The organism is Sulfitobacter sp. W027, assembly GCF_025143985.1.
Classification (GTDB): domain Bacteria; phylum Pseudomonadota; class Alphaproteobacteria; order Rhodobacterales; family Rhodobacteraceae; genus Sulfitobacter.
Window position 1 is genome coordinate 233,341 of the sequence record NZ_CP083564.1, and the last position, 22,961, is coordinate 256,301.

The window sequence follows — 22,961 nt, forward strand, 5'->3', positions numbered from 1 at the left end:
TAACTTCCTTGGCCCCCAAATCTAGCAATTCGGATTTAGTGGCTTCCCATGTTCGGGCAGTAAGAAAAATGCAGGCACGTCTGCAAGCTCCGGAACTTCACGAAACCTCTTAAGCACCTGCGGACCGGACATTTCAGGCATCATGAAATCGAGCAAGAAAACATCCGGCCTATAGTCGCCAACTATGCGGAGTGCTTCCTCTCCTGAAGAGCAATCGACCACATCGAATTCACCATGGAGTTCTAACGAAAGCCTCACTAATTCACAAATGTCTAAGTCATTTTCGACAAGTAAGAGCTTAATCATATCGTCCTTTCTGCTGTCCATTTTGGTAGCAAGGTTTCGCCGAAATGAATGCTATCTGGCGCTATCTTGCCAAGCGTTAAAACCACGCCGGAACTAAGGCAACCCATCGAAGTTCCAGCCTTACCCTGCCCGTAACCCCATGGGCAGAATGAAGGAGGAACCACTATGTCAATGAATATGAAAACTCTGATGTCCGTACTGATGGCCACGACAGTTTCCACAGCCGCTTTCGCTCAAACCGCCAGCACCGATGGAAACGCTGGTGTTGGGGCTGACGTTAATGCAGGAGCGAGTGTAGGTGCAGATGCGTCGACCAATGCATCTGGCAACAGCAACGTCGCCGCAGACAAAGGCAATTCCAAAGCTGCGAAGGGGAACTATGGACAGCTGATCTCCGGCCTCCAGAGTTCCGAGGTATCTGCGGATGTAGTGTCCGGCCTTGACGCGGAAGCTGACGCGACGATCACACTGCTATCTGATCTGAAAGGTGAAGCTGCGGAGAACGCAAGCGCTTTAGACAATGCTCTGAGTAAGCAGGAAGAAAGCATTGCTGACCTGCGCACGGAGATTGAGGCAAACGCAGAGTTGATGGCCGCGTTGGAGGCCGAAGGATATTCGGTTGATCAGGTGGTTGCAGTCAACTCCGCCAATTCTGGTGAAATCACCTTGGTGGTAGACGACAGCCAGTAATGCAGCCATGTCACGTGTGACACCCTAGGCACCTTACGCCACGCTGCATAATACAGCGTGGCGTTTTGGTTTATTCCAGAGCCGCCGCTGCCCCGGCACCAATCAAGTAAGGCGCAAGCCTGCTTTTCTTCGGCCCCGCCAGCCGAATACTTGCAGGCGTCCGCAGCAACTCCTTGAACAGTTCCGGGTCCTCTACCGCGTCCAACAGCAGTTGCCTCGCCCTATCGTTGGTCAAGTTGCGCAGCGCCTTGCGGGCGCGCTCTGTGAAGATATTTGCGGTCTGGATGCTGCCACCCATGGACCCGCCACCCATGCTGCCGCCATGCCGTGCTGCGGCAATCCTGACGACCATCTCGACCATCTTGTTCGCGGGGCTGTCCATCACATTGCCCACGTCAGCGGCTGGCTTCGCGTCCACCTTGGCCAATTGAACGGCGATCCTACGCAAGCGCGCGACTTCTCCGCTGTTGAACACCTGCGCCATGGCAGATTGCATTTGCTTGTCCTGCATCAGTGCCAGCAGGCCCTTGCCGGACAGAGCACCATCCTTCGAGGTCGCACCGCCAATCAGGTGATCAGAAAAAGCAGCCTTAACGCCTGCCAAAGCCTTCCCAGTCGGGTCCTTGCGGGCGGTGGATACGACCGCTCGGGCCTGCTTCGCCGGATTGTCCGCACCGATGATCGATAGGACCGCTTTGCCATCCCTAGTCCCCGCAAACTGAGCCGCTGCGCTCTTGTCAGCCAGCTTGATCCAGGCTTCGGCCCGCGCCGCAAACGCAGATGCACTATCGCTGCTCTGCAAAGCCTTCGCAAATTCGCCCCGCAGTTCGGGATAGCGCCCCATAAGTTCGCTGTTGTTGCGCATCCACTCCCGCGCCCGCTTCGGCGTATAGGTGCCGCTGGCGTCTCGCATGGTAGCCGCAAACCGCCCCTTGAGGAAGTCACCGATAGCCGCGCCGCCCTCGGGTGCCGCCTTTTCCAAATCCTCGGCGGAAACCTTCGCTACAGCGCCGCCACGTCCCACCGTGCGCCCCAAAGCTGTTTCAGGTGCTATGGTGCCGTCCCCGTCAATCGTGCGGTTCAAGACTTTGCCGACTGTCCCTTGATCAAAGGTCTCATGAAGAGCACGGCTGTAGGCGCGGGCCGCGTTGATCTTGCGGCCAATATCCGTTGCCCCATCGACTGCCCCTAGGTCTTTCAAGATGGCCTCTGCGACCTCATTGGCGATGCGGGCACGGTTCTTGTTCTGATCGGTCCCCGCCATTGCTGAACGAGCCACCTGTCGCAGCTTAGAATAGGCTCCGTGCATGTCGTTGACGGTCGCCCCCTCGGCATAGACATCGGCGCTCAGAATATCGCTGACGGCTTTGGGGATATCCTCCCGCTGCGCATAGGGAATGCTGTCGGTAACCTTCTGGGCGGCAGCGCGGGCATTGTCGGTGCTCACCTTCGCCCCTCGGGGAACAGCGCCCCACAATGCGCCTTCACGCTTCAACGCGACATCAAGCTGACCTTGGATAGCATCGACTACCCGTATTGAGTTCTCCGTCTCGGTGGCATTGGGCGTTGTGCCTGCCTCAGTCGCGCCAGCTTTTGCCTTGACCCAGATAGCTTGCGCGTTCAGACTTTTCCGGAACCCATCAAGCCTGCGTTCAAAGTAGCCTGTCGCGTCCTGCACATCGCCGGTGGTGGCATCGATAGCGGTTGCCGCCTTTTGCCGTGATGCGGCTTTGTTGGCTTCCAAGGCCTCGCGCAGAAGCGGGTTTTCACGCATCGCCTGCGCTTCAAGCCCCAGAAGGTTAGGATCGCCCGTCTGCTGCGCGGGCGTAAGCCCTAGGTCGTTGTCAGCCTCAATCCGGCGCCCTAGCTCTGCCGCGCGCTCCTCGCCCCCTACGAGGCCTCTCAGGCGTTCTGCGGCCACTTCCTCGGCTCCCTGTTGGGTCATAGGCAACACGCCTCGCTTGACCTCCTGAGCCGTTCTGCGGGCAAGTGCTGCGCCGGGGGCTTTGGAAGCGACACGACCAGCGCCACGCGCGGTGGCCCCAAGGGCAGGCAAGGCAACAGCAGGGGCGGCAATTTCCGCAGTCTGCTGCGCCCATTCAGGCGCGCCTGCTTGTTCAAGCAACTCGCCCGACCCTCGACCTGTGCCAGCGGCGAGCATTTCAGTGGCTGCGCCCCCTGTCGTCGCTGCCTGAGGGGCAAGCCGTTGGGCAATGGCCCCGACCATACCGGGGGCACGCTGCGCCAGTTGCAGACCTTTGGCAGCGGGAACCATCCCGGCAGCACCTGTTCCGGCGCCCCGCCAGAAGTTGTCAGCAAACCCCTCCGCTTCGCCTTGGGCCACCTCAACGCCACTTGCCTCCATGGCACCGCGCAATCCATCCTTGGCCGACCCGGTGGAAAAGCCAAATTCGTCGCCATCAAACGGGTTGATCAGATCCACTAGCCCGCCCACGCCATCGGCAATGCCCCGGTTCACCTGAGACATGATCGGATGCTGCGCGCCCTTCACGCCAAGGCTGGACGCAATTTCTTCAATCGTTGCCTCTTGCTGCTCCGGCGACAGTCTCAGAAAGCTATCGTCAACTTTGACCTTGCGGCCTTCAATGTTCAGAGTTGCCATTATTCAACGCTCCATTTGATGCCGCTTTTGGTCTGCCCTTCGCCCGCGCCAGCATGGCCGCCGAGAGCACTGCCAAGGTCGATGTAGTCTTGGTAGAGCGGCAACAGGTCGTTCAAGGCCGCTTGCGCTTCGGCTATCTGCGTCTTGCTGTACTTGCCTTGGCTGCTGGCAACCTCGTGGGCAGAGGCAATCGCCCGCTCGATTTCGCGCTTCATGTCGGCAACTTTGTTTGCCGCTCTGCCGGGGCCAGTCGTAAAGTCACCGGGCCGCACGGTCATGTTGTCGATCATCTCGCGGGTGAGGTTGGAAGGACGCCCCGGCCACTGCGCTGAAAGCCCCTGCACGGTTCGTGTAGCAAGGCTGTCCATTGCAGTCTGCGCGCGGTCAATGTCCGGTGCCGCCTGACCAAGGCCCACGCTGTCGAGAATGGTGTTTGCGAGGGATGCCGCAACGCCGGGTAAACCAACCGCGCCACGAGGGTTCGTGCCTTCGAATGAATTGGTGCGCTCTGGCAACCCACCCGGCGGAGGCGTGGGTTCTGCCTGCTGCGGTGTGACCACCTGATTTGTCGCAAGGTCTGTGACGACAACCGAGCCGTCGAGCGGGTGGCGGGAGACGTTCAAGACGCCGTCCACAATCCCGACAGCGGTGCGCCGGTCAACGCCATACTCAGAGATGATACGCTCAATCTTCTGCTCTGCGGCGGACGTCTTTGGATTCGCCTCAAAGTTCGGAATGTCCTGTGCCCCGGCCAACGGGTCAAGTTCATTGATTGCCTGCCCGCTGTCGGTCACTTTCCACTTCGGCGCGGGCGGTTTGCTAAACTGGCCTGCCGCAGAAAGCCCCTCAAGCGCTCCCTCCACTTGCGCGGCAAGATAGGGGAACTCAGCCAGCGGCACAGGCTCAACGCCATACCCCTGCAAGATACGGTCAAGCCCCGCTTGGTCCCCCGCTTCAAACGCAGAACCCGCAGCCATAAGCCCCTGACGCATTTTTTGGGCCTGCTCTGCCTTGGTGCGGTCGTCTTGCGTCTGTGCCCACTTCGCCGACTCTCGTGCGGCAGACTGTTTGCGGAGACTTAGCTCCTCCTCGTTGATCCGCATGTTCTGACGGGCGGACTGTACGCCAAGGGCGGCTTTGGGGTCGAACCCGGCTAGGGCGTTAAGCGCATTCTGATCGCCTGCGGCAATCTGCGGTCCTTGCTCCTGATAGAGGCTGTTGAGCGCGTTGGTGCGCTGAAACTCGTTCTTCTGCTGCGCAGCCTGATCGGAGCGCGCAAGCACGTTCACGAAGTCGGGCTGAGTTCCGGCGAGGATGATACGGGGGTCCAGTGACATGCTTGTTTCCTACTGGTTGCGCTCGGGGGCGTTGTGGGTTGGGCGCGGCAAGGCTGGGAGAGGCCAAGCCATGATCTCGCGCATGATGTCGCCCATCGTCTTTTCCGTGTTCTGGGCGGGTTCTTTTACGGGGTCATTCATGGCGCGCGCTCCTTTGGTTGATGGTATCATATTACCTCACTACGGTCACGTGCTTTACGGTCCCGCGTGCTCCAAATCTGATCAGCTCGGGCTTCAAATTCCTCTCGGGTTTCGCCCTCATCCCGCCAAATTTGGGGAATGCCTGTGCCGAGAAAAGTTGCATAACCCATGCCATAGCCCTCGCCCTCAACAGGGCTGACGAAATGTACAACAACCGGGCCTATTTCTTCTGCGCCAGCGTGGTGACCCTCTAGGCGGGAGATGCGGTTCTTAATCTGCATTGCGGCGTATCCTTTCCAGATGCTGCGGCCATTCGTTGGCAAGCCAATCTTTCGCAGCCTGCTGTTCTTCGAGGGTGGGCGGCGCGCGTCGATCAGCAATGGTTTGAAGATGCCGCTCAAGCCTCAGCTTCGCATCCCCCGTCGCGGTCTTTGGTTTCTTGATTTCCAGATAATGAAGTCTCGATGTGAGGTTCATGCCTGCCCCTCCCGCATTGATACGCCGATCCTGTCGCTGTGTTTGGCAACGTGCTTGAACAAGGCATCTAGGCTGCCCGCGAACAGCAGGCGTTCAGCGGTGATGTTCTGATCCCGTTTCAGACTGACCTCCCACGTGGAGGGCAGCGCAAACGTTTGCCGAAGTCTGGCAATGCCTGCCTGTACCTCGTCCTTATCCCAAGCCTCTGGGACAACAGCTAGTATGGTCTTGCGCGGCGCTCCGAAGGCCGTTTCAAGACGCTGCACTCTGCTTTCTCGTGTCATGGTTAAAGGTCCTCTGCGCCGGGGGCTAATATGATGGCCTTGGGATATTCAGCCCGCGCCAGCGCTATACCCTCGGCCTCTGCTCTGCGCGCAAACGCTTCTGCGTCTTCGCCGGGAGTTCGGGCGATTTCAAAGATAGAGCCATCGCAGCGGAAGGCGGCTGTCTGACTGCCCTCCTGAGCGGTGTCACCGCCATTGTCGAAGGTCAGTGAGGTCAGTCGCACTTCAAAGCGTTGATTGCCGCGCTCAAGTTCCCGAAGTCTGTGTTTCGTGCTGCTCATTTGCTTGCCTCCAATGCCGTGATCCGGCGTTCAATCTCTGTGGTTTCCAAGGTGCGGCGGAACTGCTCAACCACGGCCATGACGGTCGCTGCCTCCAGCGGGGTCACGTCTCCGTCAGCAATTGCTTTGAGAATGGCCCGAGCGGCCTTGGCTGCGTCCTCAGCCGTTTCAATCTCTGGCAAGGCAAAGGATACCGGAGCATCCTTGCGGGCAGGCGCGATCCGGTCGAGACAGAGGCGCAGAGCCGTGACATCGCCTTCCAGCGCCTTGTCTATCGCCGCTTGCGTCAATGCCTCCTGCTGCCCCTCTAACATCGCCTCAATGGCCTGTGTGGCTCTATGGCGCGATCCTTTAGGCTTGCCGGGATTGCCGGGGGCGAAGGTGCCGTCAGCGTTCCGGCCTTCCGTTTTCTCGCCGCTGTTTCGGTTGTTGCTCTTGCTCATATCGCATGCCCTTTCTGAGAATGTGTAAGGGGTTTGAACCCGCCGATTTGCTCCACCACCTCAGGGAGACCACTAGCCGCTCCACCACCACCCTCCCCCCCTTTAGGGGGAGGGGTGGTGTAGCAGTGGTTTAGGGGGGTGTTTGCTCCACCCTGCTCCACCACTGTTTTAGGGGTGGTGTAGCAGTTCATTCGGACGCCCATTCGCCGACCTCTAGGCAGGGTCGCGTGCGTCTGTTTGCGTCGATGATCGGCGACTTGATGAGCGCTCCGGAATGCAGCCAAGCCTCGATCATCTTCCTGATCCGACGCTTGTCATTCGTAGCGTCCAGCCCCAGCACCTCGGCAACGATGACCCCGGCCCAATCTTTGCCCGACTGATCCGAGTAGCGCGGGTGCTTGCCCTCAATGGCATGCTGCACGGCCAGCAGGTCCTTGCTGGTGAAGCCGTCGAAGGTGTCCGGCCATTCCCAGACCTCGGCCACGCCGACGCTTTCGCCGTTCGCCAACTCCACGGAGACCATACGCCGCCACGTGCGCTTGCCCACAGGGGCAAGGTTGGACTTGTCGCGGGTCACGGTGAAGTAGGTGGTGAGGTCATCAGGCTGAATGCCCGCTTGCTCTCTCTCGTCCGCTGTCATGCGGTTGAGGACCCGGCCAGACCGTGCAGCCGCCAGAAGGGCTGAACCGCCCCTGCTGTCCTCTGAGGTGGCCTCTACGCCGTTGGTCTTGCGGGTATGGTGGACCAGTTCAATCGCGCAGTTGCATCGATCCGCCAGACGCGCCCATTCCTTGGCAATGAGATCAATGGCGACGTTGTCATTCTCACCGGCCTGATGCGACGACACGAACGGGTCAACGACCATCACGTCAATTTGCCGTTCAGCGATTTCCCGAGCCAGTTCTTCAATCTCAGGCTTTACGATCACCACGCTTTCACGGGTCTGCACGGCGGTGCAAAGCTCACGTTCCCGCCCGGTGTCGACGAACAGCCTCCCTTCAACTTCATCAGGCTGCACATCATGATGCTGCATAGCCGCTGTGATCCGCAGGTTCATCTCATCGCGCGGGTCTTCGAGGTTGTAGAGCCAGACTTTTAAGCCTTTGGCTGTCCACTCCCCCAGCAGTTCCCGCTCAGAAACCATCGCAAGCCCTTCTACGATGGTCAGAGACGACTTGCCCACGCCACCGGGGGCAACGGTCACCGCGACCTGCTTGCGCAGAAGGTGCCGCCCGTAAACCCACGGGCGGCGGGGCAGGCTATTGGGGTCCTGCCAGATGAAAGGCGTCGGCAAGCGGTGAGCGTCGGTCGGATGCTCCGCCCGGTGCTGATCCAGTTGCACTGCCATTGCTGTGAAATCACGCATCAAGCTGCCTGCCTCCCTTGTACGAAGTCGAGGAAGGCCGACTGGCGCTCGTAGGGCATCGCCTTGAAGCTGGCGAGGCAATAGGCCTCCCGCTCGTCAGGTGCTGCCATATCAGCCCAGAATGCCGCCTCGTCCATGTGGTTGAACAATGGAGCGACGGGCTGCCCCGCTGTCGAGGGCACAGCGTCACCCAGCGCCGCATCTGCGACAGCCTGTGCGTTCTCTAGCGACAATGCCTTCAGCGCTACATAGGCCAGCGCTGCGCGCTCTGTAGGGCTGAGACGTGCGCGCAGGATGCAGGCGAGGCCAAGCCACGCGTCGAGGTTATCCAGCAGCATACAGTACCCAAGAGACCGGGATACGCAATCGATACGGTGCGCCGTGCGGTTGACCGAGGCGCAATGGCCCCGGTCGTTCGCGGGCATATGCAACCCGTCCATCAAACGCCCTCCCCGTAGTGCAGGCCAGCGACAAGGCGGGCTTGGGTTGCGGTAAGGCCATAGAGGCGTTGCAAGCGGGTAATCTGGACTTTGAGGGCCATCAGCATACGCCCTCCTTGCTGATCGGCCCCAAGAATTGGACCTTGCCTTGCAGGGTGTAGTACTTTCGCCCGTTCGAGAGAGTTTTGGTTTCGGCGTGAAGGCCGTTGTCCTCTTTCAGCCGAAAGACGATATCGCCAATCCGAACAGTCGAGGCGCAATAGAGTTCGCCAGACAGGAGCGCATCCACAACTTGGCGCTTGCGCTTGTCCAGGACGATTTCTGCGGTCTGCCCATCAGCACCGGTAACCTGATAGCGGGCGCGTCCACGTTCGTTCGGCAGATCACGCACCGAGAGTATCCAGCGGGGCTTCGGCTCGAAGTTAAGTTGATTAGTCATTTTCCGCGTTCCTTTCAGGATTGAAAGGCGTGCGGCTTTGGGTTATCCTAAGTGTGTCTTGCCGGACTCACGAAAAGAAATTGCCCTCTGCCTGCATCGCCTTGCGGGTGGGGGTTTTCTTCTAGGCAGCTGCGCCAATGAGGTTATCAGCGAGCCATTTGTCGAGGTCAGCTTTGCGGTAGACGACACAGCCAGCAACTTTAGAGTAGACGGGGCCTTTCCCGCGATTGACCTCCATGCGCAATTTGGCAAGGTGCGACACGCTGACACCTGAGTAGGCCGATGCCTGCGAAACCCGCATGTGTGGGGGCCAGTTCTTTACATCTGTTTGTTTATCGTTCGGCATTTGGATCACTCCTTTCTTGGAATGTCCCAATTATGCCTTAAGCTGCTGTATGCTTTCTAATGTGAAAGGAAGCGGGAGCTTAGATCACATGCGGTCTTGAAGGCGTTGAGCCGCTCTTACACGATCCCTTGCTGTTTGGTCGCTCGCTGTCGTGCCGCCACAAAGGCGCTCGGCGCACTGGGCATACGTATAGCCTGCTTCGCGGGCGTCTAGTATCCGCAGATAAGAAAACCAAAGGTCGCCGCGTTGTTTCCGGGGGTCGTCGCGGACGGAAGGGTGCCGAAAGCTCAACAAATATTCAGCAAGCCCCTCTAGTTGAGGGGCTATAGGCGCACTAGGGTCAAAGATAATCGGCAGCTGGTTCACTGAAAAAACATCTAATGCTTCGTTCGCTCCCGCCGCAACTAACTCAAGGTCCCATAATGTTATTCGCCTCGCTTCGTGGAAGCTAAGGGTTTGATGATCAAGTAAGTTAAAGGAATCCGGATTCACTGGGTTGGGTAGGGCGGCGTAGCCAACCCGCGCAGCCTCCTGTGGGGAGATTGCAAGAACAAGCTCTAGATTCTCTTCAAGAGCCATGTAACCGTTAGGTATTTCCATCTTTTTGGATTGGTATCGCTTGCAGAGCGCAAGAGAAAACGCGCTCCTTACTTTAGGCGAACGTCTCAAAAACTCCCAGCGCCACCTGCTTTCGCACCAACCAAGAGGATTTGGGCAGTCGTCGGCGCTCATCCCATCGGGACAGCCCCAATCAATTTGCGCTTTTATCAACCTGCCCAATGAGAAACCCTCACTACATCGGCTTCGGAGACGGTCCAAAACCTCCCCCATTGCTTCATAAGAAACCTGCGACGTTCGAACAGGTCTGATTGGGCATAAGCCCGCTCATTATCGGTCCCGATTGCGTGGCCCAATGCCGCTTCCGCTGCTTCTCGGTCTGCATGGGCGCTTGTTTCGCAGTTCGGGTATAGCATGTAGCCCAAAATGAGCCTCCCAGCTTCAGGGAAATGCTGCCCGTTCTCGGTGATTGGAATCGTCCGGACGCACTGACTATTCATCGCATCGCCCCTCAATCCAGCTATCCAAAGCGCTCTGCCGCCAACCGACGGCGCGAACCCCCAGCTTGGTAGCCTTCGGGAAATCATCCCGGCTCATCATGCGGTAAATCGTGGACCTGCTAAGACCAGTCACCTCCTGAACGTCTCGGCAGCGTAGAATTTTATCAGTCATCGTTATCTCTTTGTTAAATGAATGATGCCATTCGTAGCAGGTTGCGGTTAAGGCGAAATTTAAGGAGTGAGAATTACGCACGCCTTGCACCAGAGCCTTGGTGGATGCCAACGACCGTTGTACCGTCAGAAGGCGGAACCTCATTGAGCACTTTGTGCCAGTTATCGATAATCTCGCGTCGTGCTCCACTATTCTTGGCGCGGTTATAAATTCGCGCGACTGCGCTCGGCGCTGATGATACCGCCGCATGGTTCATAATGCGGTCTACAATGATCTCATCTGCACCTGCTTCGCACATCACGGTAGCAAACCCGGTTCTCAAGTCATGGAATGTCCAATGCTCCATCTCTGGACCAAGCGCTTTATCCAGCCTTTGCTTGAACTTGGAGTATCCAGACGGTGGTGTGCGCCCTGTCGTCGTGAAAATATATCGGTCGTTTAAGCCTTCAGAACCCCATCGGCTTGCGGCGGCTTCCCTCATGCTTCTCAACTCGTGGACACATAAGCTGGGAAGGTGGACGAAATGGTTCCACTCATTGTTTTTAGTTCGGCCTGCACCAAAATTTATCTGCTGCTCATCGAAGGAGATTTCACGCCATTTCAAGTTGCCGATTTGATGCCGCCTCTGCGCGGTCGCAATGAGCAGCCTCAGCAGTGGACCCCATAACGGACCCATTTCAAAGGACGCACGTTGGATATTTCGCATTTCTTTCAAGGTAAGCACTCGGTCGCGCGGGACCTCCTTTCTGGGCTTCTCCAAGCAGTGTCCAATGTGGGTCGTCTGATACCCGCGCTGCCATGCGAATTTTGAAAACTTGCCGAGATATGCGGCAATCCTGTTTGCCTGAACCGGTGCGCCGGACCTTGCCTTTTTGTCGACGATGGATTGCAGGATCGACCTGTCCAAATCTTCGAGGCGGTCATCCAAGTGCGGCGCAAGCGCTTCATTCAGACCGCGCATCCGCTCCTTGCCAGACTTCAAGGTTGAACAGTGTACTTCATCATGAATTTTCAGAACCTCTCGGACGGTCTTTTGAGTGCTCAAGGTCCGGGTTCTTTGCTTCTCGGCCTCCTGCGCATCAAGTATCCGGTCGATACCCCGTTCCGCCTCCAGCTGAAGCTCAAGTGCAGCGTCCCGAGCCTCTTTGATGGACATGGCGGGATACGTTCCGAGTGTGTGCTTCCGCTTTACTCCGCCGCGAACGCGCTTTTCATACATCCAAGTGCGCCGCCCGGATGGCAGAACTCTAAGTCGCAAACCTTGGCGAAGCGTGTCCGAGTATTCGTCGCGACCCTCGGTCGGGGGCTTTATCTTCCTTAGAAAAACGTCTGTGAGTACTTGGGCCATATCATCTCCTTAGGACAGTTCGGCCCTTGGGGGACACTTGGGGGACAATTGCTTTGCGATGTCCTGAGACCGGATAAGATACAATAGGACTTCCTGAGACGCCAGATCAAACATTAAAAACAGGTATATAGGTGGATTGCCGCATTCCCTGACATCGAATGACATCTCATGAGATCACGTGAAAATCGCAGAGCAACTGACTTTTAATCAGTAGGTCGATGGTTCGAACCCATCACGGCTCACCACTCATCCTCCTTCCTAGTGTTGAAGATCAGGTGTTTGGTGCCGTGAACGCGGTTTCGCCTATTCCTGCCCCCGCAGCCGAGCCGAGCGCCGCCGCAGCGCTTCGAGCACAAAAAGCATCGTCGCCGAGAGCACCACCAGCAGCGTCGCCACCGCGAGAATCGTCGGGTTGATTTGTTCGCGCAGGCCCGAGAACATCTGGCGCGGAATCGTGCGCTGCTCAGGACCCGCGAGGAAGAGCACCAGCACCACCTCGTCAAAGGAGGTCACAAAGGCAAATAGCCCGCCCGAGATCACGCCGGGGCGGATGAGCGGAATAACCACGTCCCAGAAGACTTTGAGCGGCGATGCCCCAAGGCTCAGCCCCGCAATGAAGAGTGAGCGGTCAAAGCCACTGAGCGTGGCGGTCACAGTGATGATGACAAAAGGCACGCCAAGGGCAGCGTGGGCGATGATCAGCCCGGTGAAGGTGCCCACTAGATTGAACTGAGTGTAGAAAAAGAACATCCCAGCCGCGATGATGATCAGCGGCACGATCATCGGCGAGAGCAGCAGCGCGGTGATGACCCGTTTGTAGGGCATGAAGGGCGAGGATAACCCGACCGCCGCCAGCGTGCCCAGCACCGTCGCAATGCTGGCCGCAGCGATGCCCACAAGGAAGCTGTTGCGGATCGCGATGCGCCATTTCTGATCATCGACGATCTCTTGGTACCAGCGCGTTGAATAGGCGCCCGGGTCGAGCGAGAGCATGCCTTGGGTGAATGTGAAAAACGGCTCGGCATTGAACGACAGCGGCATGATGACCAGAATCGGCATCATCAGGAACACCAGCACCAAGCCCGCCATGATGCGCAACCCGTAGTGGCCTGCTTTGTGCCAGATCGTGTAATAGTCGGGCAGTCGGCTCATGGTCTATCCCAGCTTGAGGTTGTCGGTGCCGACAAAACGGTCGAACAGCCAGTAGAGGACAAGGATCAGGATCAGCAGGAGCGAGCCCAAGGCCGCCGCCAGTTCCCAGTTGTTGGACACCTGCATGTGGAAGGCGATGATGTTGGAAATCATCTGCCCGTCGGTGCCGCCGACCAGCGCCGGGGTGATGTAGTACCCCACGGAGATGATGAAGACCAAGAGCGCGCCAGCAGACAGGCCCGGCAGGCTCATAGGCAGGTAGATCTTGTACCACGCGCCAATCGGGTTGCTGCCCATCGAGATTGCGGCACGCATGAAGCTCGCATCAATCCCGCGCATCACCGCATAGAGCGGCAGCACCATGAAGGGCAGCAGGATGTGGGTCATGGCGAGGATGGTGGAAAACTCGTTGTAGAGAAGCTCGATCGGCTCATTGATTAGCCCCGCCCAAATCAGCGTGGAGTTCACCACGCCGCCCGCTTGCAACAGTGCGATCCAAGCGGTCGTGCGCACCAGAAGCGAGGTCCAGAAGGGCAGCAGCACAAAGACCATGAGGAAGTTCGCCGTCGCGGGAGAGGCTTGGGACATGTAGAAGGCCAGCGGATAGCCCAGCAGTATGGTCAGCCCGGTGATAATCAGCGCCATTTTTAGCGTCTTGGTATAGAGTTGTTTGTAAATTTGCGTGTCGCGCATGACGACCTCACCCTCGGCGTCATATTCCAGATCGACGGCGGTGAGGTAATAGCTTGAGGTATAGACCTGCCCGGCGCTGCGGATGGCGCGCCATGTGGCGGGTTTGGCCCAACGGTCGTTCTCGGCCAGCAGCATCTCGGCCCCATTGGCGGCCAGCTCGGCATCATCGGCCCGGCGCAGCCCGCGGGCGGTGGATTTGATCACGCTCGACATGCCCGGCAGGGCGCGGTTGATCTCATCGGCGAATTTGCCGGAGGTGCGGTTGCCCGCCATGCGCTTCATGTCGATGGCCATTTGCGTCACCACAGCGGGGTCAGGCAGGGTCTCACCTTCCCAGTCTTCGAGCATGGCCAAGGTGTCGGGGACCAGTTCGGCCACGGTGGGGTTATGCACACTGCGAAACAGCATCGTGGTGATCGGGGCCACGAAGGCAAAAAGGATAAAGACCAGCAGCGGCACCACGAACAGAAACGCCTGTGTGCGGCGTCTGCGCAATTGGCGACGGGCGTTGGCGGCGTCTTCGGTGTTCAGGCTGGGCACACGATCACTCATCTGTAAGGGCTGGGTTCCCCGCGCCCGAAAAGGCGCGGGGCAGGGTGATTATTGCAGCAGCCATTCGTTGAACTTCTCGCCCAGGCTTTCGCCATAGTCGGCCCAGAAGATACCATCGGCCTTCACGCCTTCGTCAAGGTGGGCGGTCGGCAGATCCTGCTTGACCTCATCCGGCAGCAGCGCCTGAGCGGAGTTGCGGGTCGGGCCATAAGCCACGTCCTGCATGCCCGACAGCGGCACGGTGCCGGTGGCGAACTTGATGAACTCCATCGCGAGGTCTTTTTTCTTGGTGCCTTTCATGATTGCCCAGACGTCGAGGTCATAAATGTGGCTGTCCCAGACGATCTCGAAGGGTGCGCCATCATCCTTGATCGCGGCAAAGATACGACCGTTGGCGGATTGCACCATGGTGGCACCGCCGTCGTTCAGCAGAACGGGGGCCTGAGACCAGCTGTCGTACCAAGTGATCTCGTCCTTGATGGTGTCGAGCTTGGCAAAAGCGCGTTCTTGCCCTTCGGGGGTGGCCAGCACCTCATAGACTTCTTCGGGGGCGACGCCGTCAGCCAGCAGCGCCCATTCCATGTTCACCTGAGGCCGCTTGCGCAGACCGCGTTTGCCGGGGAACTTCTCGGTGTCAAAGAAGTCTTCGATGGTCTTGGGGCCTTCGCCGTTCTCGGTGTTCACGGCAAAGACGACGGACCAAACGATATTGCCCACACCGCATTCATTGGCCAGCGCATCTTCGATGAAGTCATCCGCCGCCGGAGTGCCATCATCGCCATCGGGCAGAACGGATTGGTCGATCACTTCGAGATAACCTTCGGCGCAGGCGCGCTCGAGGTCGATCACTTCGATGTCGACCACATCCCACAGGATATTACCGGCCTCGACCTGTGCCTTCATCTCAGCAACGCCGCCGCCGTAGTCTTCGAACAGGACGTTGGTACCGGATTCCTTCATGTAGGGCTCGATCATGTGCTCCATCTGTGCCGCGCCATAAGCGCCGCCGAAGGACGTCACCGTCAAATCCTCGGCCAGAACGGGGCTGGCAAGCAGCGCCGTCGTGGCCAGATACGTCAGATGTTTCTTCATCGGGTCTCTCCTTGTCATGTCCAGGTTTTATGCAGGGCCCCGGTTTGCCCCCGGTCGCCCTTAATTGGCAAAGGCGATGCAATCTTTCGTCAGGGACAACAGCTGTGCGGTTGCGCCGTCTTCGAACTCTGGCGCGGACAGGTCATTGAGCACTTTGACGATAATGTCGGTGCCGTCTGGCAGGCGGAAATAATAGCGGATGAAATCGCCCACATAGATCCGCGTGACAAAGGTCGCCGTCAGCGCGTTGTCATGCGCATGGGTCGTGGGGTGAATGAACAGTTTCTCGGGCCGGATTGAGACGCGGCAGGCGGCCCCTTCGGTCAGCCCTTCGGAGGTTTGGGTCGTGATGGTGCCAGTGTCAGTCTCGACCTTGGCGATCTCACCTTCGATCTTGCTGACCTTGCCCTGCACGAAGTTATTCTCACCGATGAACTCAGCCACAAAGGCGTTCACGGGGCGCTCGTAAAGTTCCGCCGGGGGCGCGCATTGCTGCACTACGCCATCGTTGAAAACGGCGATCCGGTCCGACATCGAGAGTGCCTCGGTCTGGTCGTGGGTGACGTAGATGACGGTAAAGCCGATCTGCTTGTGCAGGCGCGTGATCTCAAACTGCATTTGTTCGCGCAGGTTCTTGTCGAGCGCGCCCAAGGGTTCGTCCATCAGGATCAGCGTCGGCTGGAAGATCATCGCACGGGCCAGTGCCACGCGCTGCCGCTGGCCGCCCGACAGTTGGCCGGGGCGGCGGTCGCCGAAGGCCGACAGTTCGACCAATGCCAGATACTCCGCCACACGCTCTTTGATATCCGCCTTGGACATTTTGCGCACGCTCAGTGGATAGGCGAGGTTTTCGGCCACCGTCATATGCGGGAATAGCGCATAGTTCTGGAACACCATGCCGATGTTGCGCTTGTTCGGCGCGGTCTTGTTGATCGATTTACCGTTAATTGCGATATCGCCCGAAGTGACGCTCTCAAACCCCGCCAACATCATCAGAACGGTGGTTTTGCCCGACCCGGAGGGGCCAAGAAGGGTGATGAACTCCCCCTCCTGCACATCCATGTCGAAGCTTTTAACGACGAGGTTTTCCTGATCGTAGCTCTTCTTTACGTTATCAAAACGCAGAAAAGTCTCTGCTTTGGTGTCTTTCATTGTGCCGCGGCTCTCCCTGTCGCTGGGGGGAGTTAAACAGGTGCGATGATTCTAAACAATATGTTGTATCGCTTAAGAGAATCGCGTCCGCTCTTCAGGTGCCTATCCTGCGCGCATGTGACCGCTTTTGTGGCAATGGGGATGGGATTTGTACGGGCGCAGCGGGAAATCTTGGAAAGAGTGCCTATGTCGGTACCTAACTGCATGGGGCACGCGCACCCTAAATCTGACAGGACCAGAAGGAGACGGCACCGATGGGCAAACGTATCGCAATCGTAGGGGGCGGATATCTCGGCGCTGAGCTTGCTAAGGTCATGGATGACATTGCCGATGTCACCCTGATCGAACAGCGCAGTCATTTTGTACATGCCCCGGCGATGATCCGCGCCTTGGTGCAACCGAGTTTGGTTGAGGAATCGCTGATCCCTTATGGCCGTTTACTGAAACGCGGTCGCGTGGTCGCGGCGCGGGCGAAGGAGATCGATGGGGACGGTGTCACCCTAGATGACGGCACGCGGGTTGAAGCGGATTACATCATCGTTGCCACGGGGTCGGAGTATGCGGCCCCGTTCAAGCCCAAAGGTGCAGACGTCGACGGGCTGCGGGCCGCGAACCAAGAGACGCGCGAAAAGCTGTCATCGGCAAAGACCGTGGGCATCATCGGCGCGGGGGCAGTGGGTGTTGAACTTGCCGGTGAGATTGCCCATGCCATGCCGGATAAGAAAATCACCGTGATTACAATGGACGACAAGCTCTTTGCGGCAAAGCCCGAAAGTCTTGGGTCTGCGCTGAGCCGAAAGTTGAAGACCGGTGGGGTTGAGCTCATACTCGGTGAAAAGGCCGAAGGGCTTGCCTCAAAAACCGAGCCGCATGCGGGCAGTGTCACCTTTGGCGATGGAACTGAGCGGGCGTTTGATCTGATCTTTCCCGTTCTCGGGGCACGGGCCTGCTCTGACCTGCTGAAAGGCCTGCCGGGCGCAGAGGTGACTGTGGCAGAGCGGATCAAGACTGACGGCTATCTGCGCCCGTCGACCCTGCCGAATGTCTTTGCCGCCGGGGATGTGGCGGACCCCGGTGACAATATGACTATCGTCGCGGTCAGCCGCCAATTGCCGTGGTTGAAAAGGACGCTCACGGGGCTGATCACGGGGCGCAAGCTGGTAGATATGAAAACCTATCGTCCATGGGGATCCGAAGCGCCAATCTTACTGCCCTTGGGGCCGGAGCGTGGTAATAGCTTTCTGCTGCTGTTCACCGTTGGCGATTGGATCACGCAAAAGATGAAAGGCGCGCATCTTTTTGTGTCGAAGTACCAAAAGCTGCTCAACCGCCCCTAATTGGACGGGGCGGCGGTCTGGAAGGGGCCCCGCATATACCGAAGAATAGAGCTGTTATCCCGAAGCCAGCAGGCATTGTTCGGTGACTTGTGTGAAGGTTGAAGCAGTTCAACTTAGGAGCATAAGTCATGTCCATCCAGTTCAGCAGCATCTTCGAAGCCGCCAAAGGCGCGACAGAGATTACATCAATCACAGCCTGCGTCAGCATGGGGAAATACGCCACCGCGCAGGGCGAGCTTGTCTGGCAAAAGGGCGATATCGCCTGCGTGCGGGCCGCATCTGCACTCTTTGTCGGTAAACGCATCTAGGGGTTTACGCCAAATTAGCTTTCTCACCCCTACTGTGAGCCTCGGGGTTTGATCCAGCGTGGAAGGCTTGGGAAGATGACTTGGAACGCTATCGTTATCGACGACTCAGACATCGCGCGGCAGTTCATTCAAGCGTCCCTCGCCGAGGTCGGATTTTCTTGTGTGGCGGACTATGAGTGCCCGGTCCAAGCTTTGCAGGATATGATAAACGAGCGGATTGTAGCGGACGTCATTATCACAGATTTTATGATGCCAGCGATGGACGGGCTTGAGTTTTGTAGCCAAGTCAGAGGTCTGTCGTTCTACGACGATACCCCTGTCGTCATGATATCGTCCCGGAAAGACGCTGATCTCTTGCGCCGTGCCTTGGCGGCGGGGGCAAGTGACTGTTTGAAAAAGCCTTTTAGTTTGCCTGAACTTGGGCGACGGCTGCGTCTATCGATGCAAAAGACGAGGATCACCGTTCAATAGGGAAGGGTGCCTGCGTGCGGATTGGTTGCGTGAAGCCTTGTTGGGCCATTCAGCGATGGGTTTGGTTAAAACCCTGTTTTCCGTCAATCATTTGTCGGGGAATATTGGTGCCCAGGAGAGGAGCTCCCGTCTCTTGTAATGCATTATATATCAATTGCTTAACTGGGTGTACCCCGTGACTGTGGACCCGTTTGTGGACCTATTTTCTTGATTTAGGCTGAGAATCCCACCTCCTCCGCCAGCGAGTGGTTGATATAATTTCTCCATCAATATTAGATAGTTAGGCGGTCATCCAGTTGCTCGACCACACACACTTACCACACACGCTGGCCGTTTGTTTACCCGCCTTGTGTCAAGCACCTTCCGGCCAGAATAGATAAATGCCAAATACAGCTTCCGGAATGGCTTCTGCTGCCCCTTCTAAGGTTTGGTTGAGGTCTTCTTGAGGGATGCCCATTAGAGAGCTCCCGACGTCATCCAGCATGTGGAGCATGGGGGGGCATCAGATGGCCCTGTGTACCGCTCTCGGTAAGCCTAAGCCGCTTCCTTGGCCTTAGGGAGACTGCGTCGATAAAGCCAGCGCACCAATCCATTGCGATCGCGTCTCCTTCTGGCGCTAACCAGAAGATGGGTTTCACGAATGGTGGATCGTTCTGCAGTTTTTGAAGTATGTTCCCGAACAACGCGCCAATCGTTTGTTTGACCCATTCAGGCACCTCCACCAGCGTTCCACCGAGAGCCAGTGCCATCCACTCGGGCTCTGGGATCACCTCAGGCGAGCATGCAATCCCGGTCAGATAGCCGTCCAAATCAGAAAGCATCATGCAGTCATCAGGGCTCTCATCTGAGCTGAGAAAGGTGTCTAAATTCGCAAGCTCTTTCATTCGAAGCAGCTCATGAGTGCACTCCTTTATAAAAAGCAAAAGGCTGGCTGCAGTAATGCTTTAGGAGCATTCAGTCTCCATATCAGAAAACGAAGTGCAGAGACATAGAACCAAAAGAAAAACCGCAGGTTATGCGCCTGCGGTTCGAGTAACTTTCTGGTTGTATGAAATGTTACATCTGTGCACCTTGAGTTTGAGTGTTCCGCAGGTCCGTCAAGCACGTGCGGTTTTTCATCACAGATTTATAGTAGCACAGGTTCTAATTTTGTCTAACTCGTCAGAAGTTTTTGTCGCATATGCCTCCACCCCACCGGAAGTTAGGAGGAAAATTGAAGAAGGTTGCGAGATAGCTAGCAAGTTCAACGATAGACCGCAGTTCAAGACTTGGGCTCAGAATGACATTGTGGGGCTAGATCTTGTGCAGCCCATCATCGAAGGGATAGAGGCCGCTCCATACGTCGTTGCTGACATCACGTCGCTTAACGTCAACGTGGTGTACGAGATTGGATACGCAATTGGGCTAGGTAAGCGGGTAATTATCGTTCGCAACGCCGAATCGGACGTAACCTCCACGGAACTTAACAAGATTGGGATTTTCGATACTCTTGGCTATGATACTTACAGTACGGCCTTCGAGTTTGCCAGCAAAGTTACTGCTGACTTGTCTAACCGAAAGCTAGAGATCAACTATGAGAAGAATAAAAGTCAGCCTCTGTATGTGGTTGGATGCGCGAGACCAAATGAAACGTCGCAACGGATAACATCAAGGATCAAAAAAAGTAGGCTTGTTTTCCGTAGTTTTAGCCCCTCTGAAGAGATCAGGCTATCTGCGCCAGCTGCTATTGAAAACATCGCGAGCTCACTGGGGGTGGTGCTTGAGTGGCGGGGTGAAGATGAGGAGTTTGCTACGCGGCACAATGTCAGAACTGCTTTCTGCGCTGGACTAGCTCATGCCCTTCGTATTGCAACGGTAATATTCGCCCCGACGGGTGTATTAGTGCCGCTTGATTTTCGCAATTCGACGATTCAGGTGGCACGACCGGAGGACATCGATGATGGCATGGTTGATTTCGTACCGTGCGTGGCTGAAGCCCTTCAGGAAATCCGACAAGTCAGTCCACGAAAGCCGAACAAGGTTGCCGAAATTGATTTAGGCGATCCGGCTGCCGAAAACGAAATGCGGTCATTGAACCGATACTTTCTTCAATCAGCAACATTTTCGGCTGCGATGAAAGGCGACGTCAGAACAATTGTTGGGCGGAAGGGGTCGGGGAAGACGGCTATTTGGGCCAGAATAAGGAATTCTGTAAGGAGCAATAAAAAAGCGACAGTTGTTGATCTTAAACCAGAGGGCTACCAGTTGGTGAAGCTTAGGGAAGATGTGCTGGTGCACCTCTCAACAGGTCAGGGTCTACATGTTGCAATGGCCTTCTGGGAATACTTGCTGCTACTAGAGGTTGCGACAAAGGTCGTGGAAAATGACAGGAAGCTGTACTCCCGAGATCAACGCCTAACTGAAGGTTATGAGGCTTTATCAGAACTGGTAGCCGAGTATAGCGACCTTGGGGATTCCGACTTCAGCGAAAGGTTGCATAAATTCTCGGTGGGCTTGGCCGGTTCGCTTTCCACAGACCGCGATTTCATGACCGGTGGCTTTAAAGGTAACGAGCTAACCAACAAGATTTACGCTGTAGACATTAAGCGTTTCAGAGCATGCTTGTTCGACTATCTGAAAAATAAAGAGGATACATGGGTTCTCTTTGATAATCTCGATAGGGGCTGGCCTACGCATGGACTCGAAGACGTAGATTTCACTATTCTACGTTCGCTTATTGACGCTGCCCGAAAGCTAGGACGATCGTTTGACCGAGCCCAGTTAAATCTTAATACCATAGTATTTATTAGAGATGATATTTACACAGAACTGGTATCGCGAACCAGCGACTTTGGAAAGGAGCAACCTAATCGAATTGACTGGCAGGACCCAGATCAATTGCGGGAAATGCTAAGGCTGCGCTTGGTTGATAATCCTAGCTTGGAAAATATGAACTTTGAAGACGCTTGGGCGTCTCTGTTCTGCTCGCATTACTTCGGCGAGGAGACATCGGAGTTCGTTATTGGGAGGTCGATGATGCGGCCAAGAAATCTCCTCAACCTGATAAATCATTGCCGCAGTGTGGCTATCAACCGTCAGCATGTGCGTATCGAAGAAGACGATTTGACGAAGGGCTTGGAGTCGTACTCGACCGATCTTCTTGTTGAGTTGTCGAGAGAGATGGAAGACGTACTTCCTGCGTATGACACACTTTTGTGGGACTTCGTTCACTCTAAGCAAAAGTTGACTACATCAGACCTGTATGAAGTGCTTGATCGGTCGGGCGTTAGACATGATGAGCGCGAGAGGGTCGTGGAAAGGTTAATTTATTACGGTTTCTTAGGCATTGTAGTCATGCAAGAGGAAAAGTATATCTTTGATTACAGTTACGAAATCCGATTAATGCTCGCTCATATCCGAAAAACCGGTTCTCAGACGACTTTCTCTATTCATCCTGCATTCAGAAGTTCACTTACACTGATGTAGATCGTGGATGCTCTCCATGTGACGGACGTTGTTTTCCTTTGATTGCTCATAGTTCAGGCCAAAGGGCGTTAAGGATTCCCCTTTGGCCTAGTTGGTGAAATACATCGCTGTACGGGATTAGCTTGGTCTTGTCTGTTTAGTTCGCTCGACAATCCGATGTACTGACCTTTCTGAGATGGATAGTTCTTTCGCTACCTGTCGTTTAGTCAACCCTCTCCGAAGCAGTTCTTCAGCTTGGGAACTTTTCGCCATTGCAGTAGGCATCCGTCCCTTGTACTTGCCTTCCCTTTTTGCCTTGGCGATGCCTTCTTTCTGACGTTCCAACATCATCTCACGCTCGAATTGAGCGACTGAACCAAGAACATTAAGCATCAGCTTTCCAGTCGCTCTCGTTGTATCCAAGCCTAGGTCTAAGACTTTCAGGTCGACGCCCTTATGTTCGAGTTCCTCAACGATCTCCCCAAGGTGTCTTACGGACCTAGCCAAGCGATCCAGCTTGGTCACAACGAAGATGTCACCCTCCCGACAGAAGCTGATGGCCTCTGAGAGCGCCTCACGAGGTCCTACAGAGCTCCTTTGCTCTTCCCATACCCTGTTACACCCAACAGCCTCCAATGCCTCTCTCTGAGAATCGAATCCTGCTTTCTGTTCGAGTGTCGACGTACGTGCATATCCTACAAGCATCTTGTGCCCTCCTTGTCTGCCAATGATGTCTACGAAGTTGCGGCAGAGTGTCTGCCAAAAGCCGAAATCGACTTCATTGTCTGCCTATTCCGATACATCGTTGGTCTGACACGTGGGCAAGGCCTATTGGCATGTGGGAGTTAATAGTCGGGGGCACGCTTAAACCCGTCGCATTTCTTTTACGGATTCGAGGGGGTAGGGGCTGTTTTAGGGTAAGTTCAAAAAAACGGGGGTTTATTGCTGTTATTGTTTCCGAATTTTTTAGTGCGTCATTAAAAACTTCGGTCGCCGATATTGGGGGTTT

The 22,961-nt window shown here is 56.3% G+C and carries 27 protein-coding genes; 5 read left to right on the forward strand and 22 right to left on the reverse strand.

The window, feature by feature from the left end:
* Positions 1-21 precede the first annotated feature (21 nt).
* Positions 22-306, reverse strand: coding sequence for a response regulator (locus K3759_RS01110; RefSeq protein WP_259983788.1), 285 nt, complete (start codon positions 304-306; stop codon positions 22-24).
* Positions 307-471: 165 nt separating this feature from the next.
* Between K3759_RS01110 and K3759_RS01115 the strand changes: the two genes are divergently transcribed.
* Positions 472-996, forward strand: coding sequence for a nicotinate phosphoribosyltransferase (locus K3759_RS01115; protein WP_259983789.1), 525 nt, complete (start codon positions 472-474; stop codon positions 994-996).
* 70 nt (positions 997-1,066) lie between these two features.
* On the opposite strand, the gene K3759_RS01120 is transcribed toward K3759_RS01115, so the two are convergent.
* The 19 genes from K3759_RS01120 to K3759_RS01210 form a co-directional block, all read right to left on the reverse strand.
* Positions 1,067-3,619 (reverse strand): hypothetical protein, encoded by a 2,553-nt coding sequence (locus K3759_RS01120; RefSeq protein ID WP_259983790.1) that lies wholly within the window; start codon positions 3,617-3,619, stop codon positions 1,067-1,069.
* Positions 3,619-4,956, reverse strand: coding sequence for a hypothetical protein (locus tag K3759_RS01125; protein WP_259983791.1), 1,338 nt, complete (start codon positions 4,954-4,956; stop codon positions 3,619-3,621). The genes K3759_RS01120 and K3759_RS01125 overlap by 1 nt, the downstream gene beginning before the upstream one ends.
* A 9-nt stretch (positions 4,957-4,965) precedes the next feature.
* Positions 4,966-5,097, reverse strand: coding sequence for a hypothetical protein (locus K3759_RS01130; RefSeq protein WP_259981387.1), 132 nt, complete (start codon positions 5,095-5,097; stop codon positions 4,966-4,968).
* Between the two features lie 26 nt (positions 5,098-5,123).
* Positions 5,124-5,378, reverse strand: coding sequence for a hypothetical protein (locus tag K3759_RS01135; RefSeq protein WP_259983792.1), 255 nt, complete (start codon positions 5,376-5,378; stop codon positions 5,124-5,126).
* Positions 5,368-5,574 (reverse strand): hypothetical protein, encoded by a 207-nt coding sequence (locus tag K3759_RS01140; RefSeq protein ID WP_259983793.1) that lies wholly within the window; start codon positions 5,572-5,574, stop codon positions 5,368-5,370. Before K3759_RS01140 ends, K3759_RS01135 begins: the two co-directional genes overlap by 11 nt.
* Positions 5,571-5,858, reverse strand: a complete 288-nt coding sequence (locus K3759_RS01145; protein ID WP_259983794.1) for a hypothetical protein — start codon at positions 5,856-5,858, stop codon at positions 5,571-5,573. Before K3759_RS01145 ends, K3759_RS01140 begins: the two co-directional genes overlap by 4 nt.
* 2 nt (positions 5,859-5,860) lie before the next feature.
* A complete protein-coding gene (locus K3759_RS01150; RefSeq protein WP_259983796.1) occupies positions 5,861-6,139 on the reverse strand; it encodes a hypothetical protein in 279 nt (92 codons plus the stop codon).
* Positions 6,136-6,582: a DUF5681 domain-containing protein gene (locus tag K3759_RS01155; protein WP_259983797.1), complete on the reverse strand. Its 447-nt coding sequence runs from the start codon at positions 6,580-6,582 to the stop codon at positions 6,136-6,138. The genes K3759_RS01150 and K3759_RS01155 overlap by 4 nt, the downstream gene beginning before the upstream one ends.
* 187 nt (positions 6,583-6,769) lie before the next feature.
* Positions 6,770-7,948, reverse strand: coding sequence for a helicase RepA family protein (locus K3759_RS01160; protein ID WP_259983798.1), 1,179 nt, complete (start codon positions 7,946-7,948; stop codon positions 6,770-6,772).
* Complete coding sequence (locus tag K3759_RS01165) at positions 7,948-8,388, reverse strand: hypothetical protein (RefSeq protein ID WP_259983800.1); 441 nt, start codon at positions 8,386-8,388, stop codon at positions 7,948-7,950. The genes K3759_RS01160 and K3759_RS01165 overlap by 1 nt, the downstream gene beginning before the upstream one ends.
* A 100-nt stretch (positions 8,389-8,488) precedes the next feature.
* The gene (locus tag K3759_RS01170; protein WP_259983801.1) at positions 8,489-8,827 is read right to left on the reverse strand and encodes a hypothetical protein; all 339 of its coding nucleotides are present in this window, start codon (positions 8,825-8,827) and stop codon (positions 8,489-8,491) included.
* Between the two features lie 121 nt (positions 8,828-8,948).
* Positions 8,949-9,173, reverse strand: coding sequence for a helix-turn-helix domain-containing protein (locus K3759_RS01175; RefSeq protein WP_259983802.1), 225 nt, complete (start codon positions 9,171-9,173; stop codon positions 8,949-8,951).
* Between the two features lie 84 nt (positions 9,174-9,257).
* Positions 9,258-9,905, reverse strand: a complete 648-nt coding sequence (locus K3759_RS01180; protein WP_259983803.1) for a hypothetical protein — start codon at positions 9,903-9,905, stop codon at positions 9,258-9,260.
* Positions 9,906-10,223: 318 nt separating this feature from the next.
* Positions 10,224-10,547: an AlpA family transcriptional regulator gene (locus K3759_RS20225; protein WP_311199014.1), complete on the reverse strand. Its 324-nt coding sequence runs from the start codon at positions 10,545-10,547 to the stop codon at positions 10,224-10,226.
* Positions 10,477-11,751 (reverse strand): integrase family protein, encoded by a 1,275-nt coding sequence (locus K3759_RS01190; protein WP_259983806.1) that lies wholly within the window; start codon positions 11,749-11,751, stop codon positions 10,477-10,479. The genes K3759_RS20225 and K3759_RS01190 overlap by 71 nt, the downstream gene beginning before the upstream one ends.
* A gap of 303 nt (positions 11,752-12,054) precedes the next feature.
* Complete coding sequence (locus K3759_RS01195) at positions 12,055-12,903, reverse strand: ABC transporter permease (RefSeq protein WP_259983807.1); 849 nt, start codon at positions 12,901-12,903, stop codon at positions 12,055-12,057.
* Positions 12,904-12,906: 3 nt separating this feature from the next.
* On the reverse strand, positions 12,907-14,148 hold the full coding sequence (locus K3759_RS01200) for an ABC transporter permease (protein WP_259983809.1): 1,242 nt from the start codon (positions 14,146-14,148) through the stop codon (positions 12,907-12,909).
* A 48-nt stretch (positions 14,149-14,196) separates the two neighbouring features.
* Positions 14,197-15,240 carry an ABC transporter substrate-binding protein gene (locus K3759_RS01205; RefSeq protein ID WP_259983811.1) on the reverse strand — a complete coding sequence of 348 codons (1,044 nt, stop codon included), beginning with the start codon at positions 15,238-15,240 and terminating at the stop codon, positions 14,197-14,199.
* A gap of 60 nt (positions 15,241-15,300) precedes the next feature.
* On the reverse strand, positions 15,301-16,392 hold the full coding sequence (locus K3759_RS01210) for an ABC transporter ATP-binding protein (protein WP_259983813.1): 1,092 nt from the start codon (positions 16,390-16,392) through the stop codon (positions 15,301-15,303).
* Between the two features lie 254 nt (positions 16,393-16,646).
* Here K3759_RS01210 and K3759_RS01215 point away from each other — a divergent pair, with 254 nt between their 5' ends.
* From K3759_RS01215 to K3759_RS01225, 3 genes are all read left to right on the forward strand, one after another.
* Positions 16,647-17,729 carry an NAD(P)/FAD-dependent oxidoreductase gene (locus K3759_RS01215; protein WP_259983815.1) on the forward strand — a complete coding sequence of 361 codons (1,083 nt, stop codon included), beginning with the start codon at positions 16,647-16,649 and terminating at the stop codon, positions 17,727-17,729.
* Between the two features lie 128 nt (positions 17,730-17,857).
* Positions 17,858-18,037 (forward strand): hypothetical protein, encoded by a 180-nt coding sequence (locus tag K3759_RS01220; RefSeq protein ID WP_259983817.1) that lies wholly within the window; start codon positions 17,858-17,860, stop codon positions 18,035-18,037.
* 75 nt (positions 18,038-18,112) lie between these two features.
* Complete coding sequence (locus K3759_RS01225) at positions 18,113-18,508, forward strand: response regulator (RefSeq protein ID WP_259983819.1); 396 nt, start codon at positions 18,113-18,115, stop codon at positions 18,506-18,508.
* Positions 18,509-18,981: 473 nt separating this feature from the next.
* Here the strand turns inward: K3759_RS01225 and K3759_RS01230 are convergent, their stop codons facing one another.
* The gene (locus K3759_RS01230) at positions 18,982-19,392 is read right to left on the reverse strand and encodes a YecA family protein (RefSeq protein ID WP_259983822.1); all 411 of its coding nucleotides are present in this window, start codon (positions 19,390-19,392) and stop codon (positions 18,982-18,984) included.
* 169 nt (positions 19,393-19,561) lie between these two features.
* On the opposite strand from K3759_RS01230, the gene K3759_RS01235 reads away from it, so the two are divergent.
* Positions 19,562-21,973 (forward strand): nucleoside 2-deoxyribosyltransferase, encoded by a 2,412-nt coding sequence (locus K3759_RS01235; protein WP_259983824.1) that lies wholly within the window; start codon positions 19,562-19,564, stop codon positions 21,971-21,973.
* Between the two features lie 117 nt (positions 21,974-22,090).
* Here K3759_RS01235 and K3759_RS01240 read toward each other — a convergent pair whose 3' ends face one another.
* The gene (locus K3759_RS01240; RefSeq protein ID WP_259983826.1) at positions 22,091-22,657 is read right to left on the reverse strand and encodes a recombinase family protein; all 567 of its coding nucleotides are present in this window, start codon (positions 22,655-22,657) and stop codon (positions 22,091-22,093) included.
* Positions 22,658-22,961: the final 304 nt, after the last annotated feature.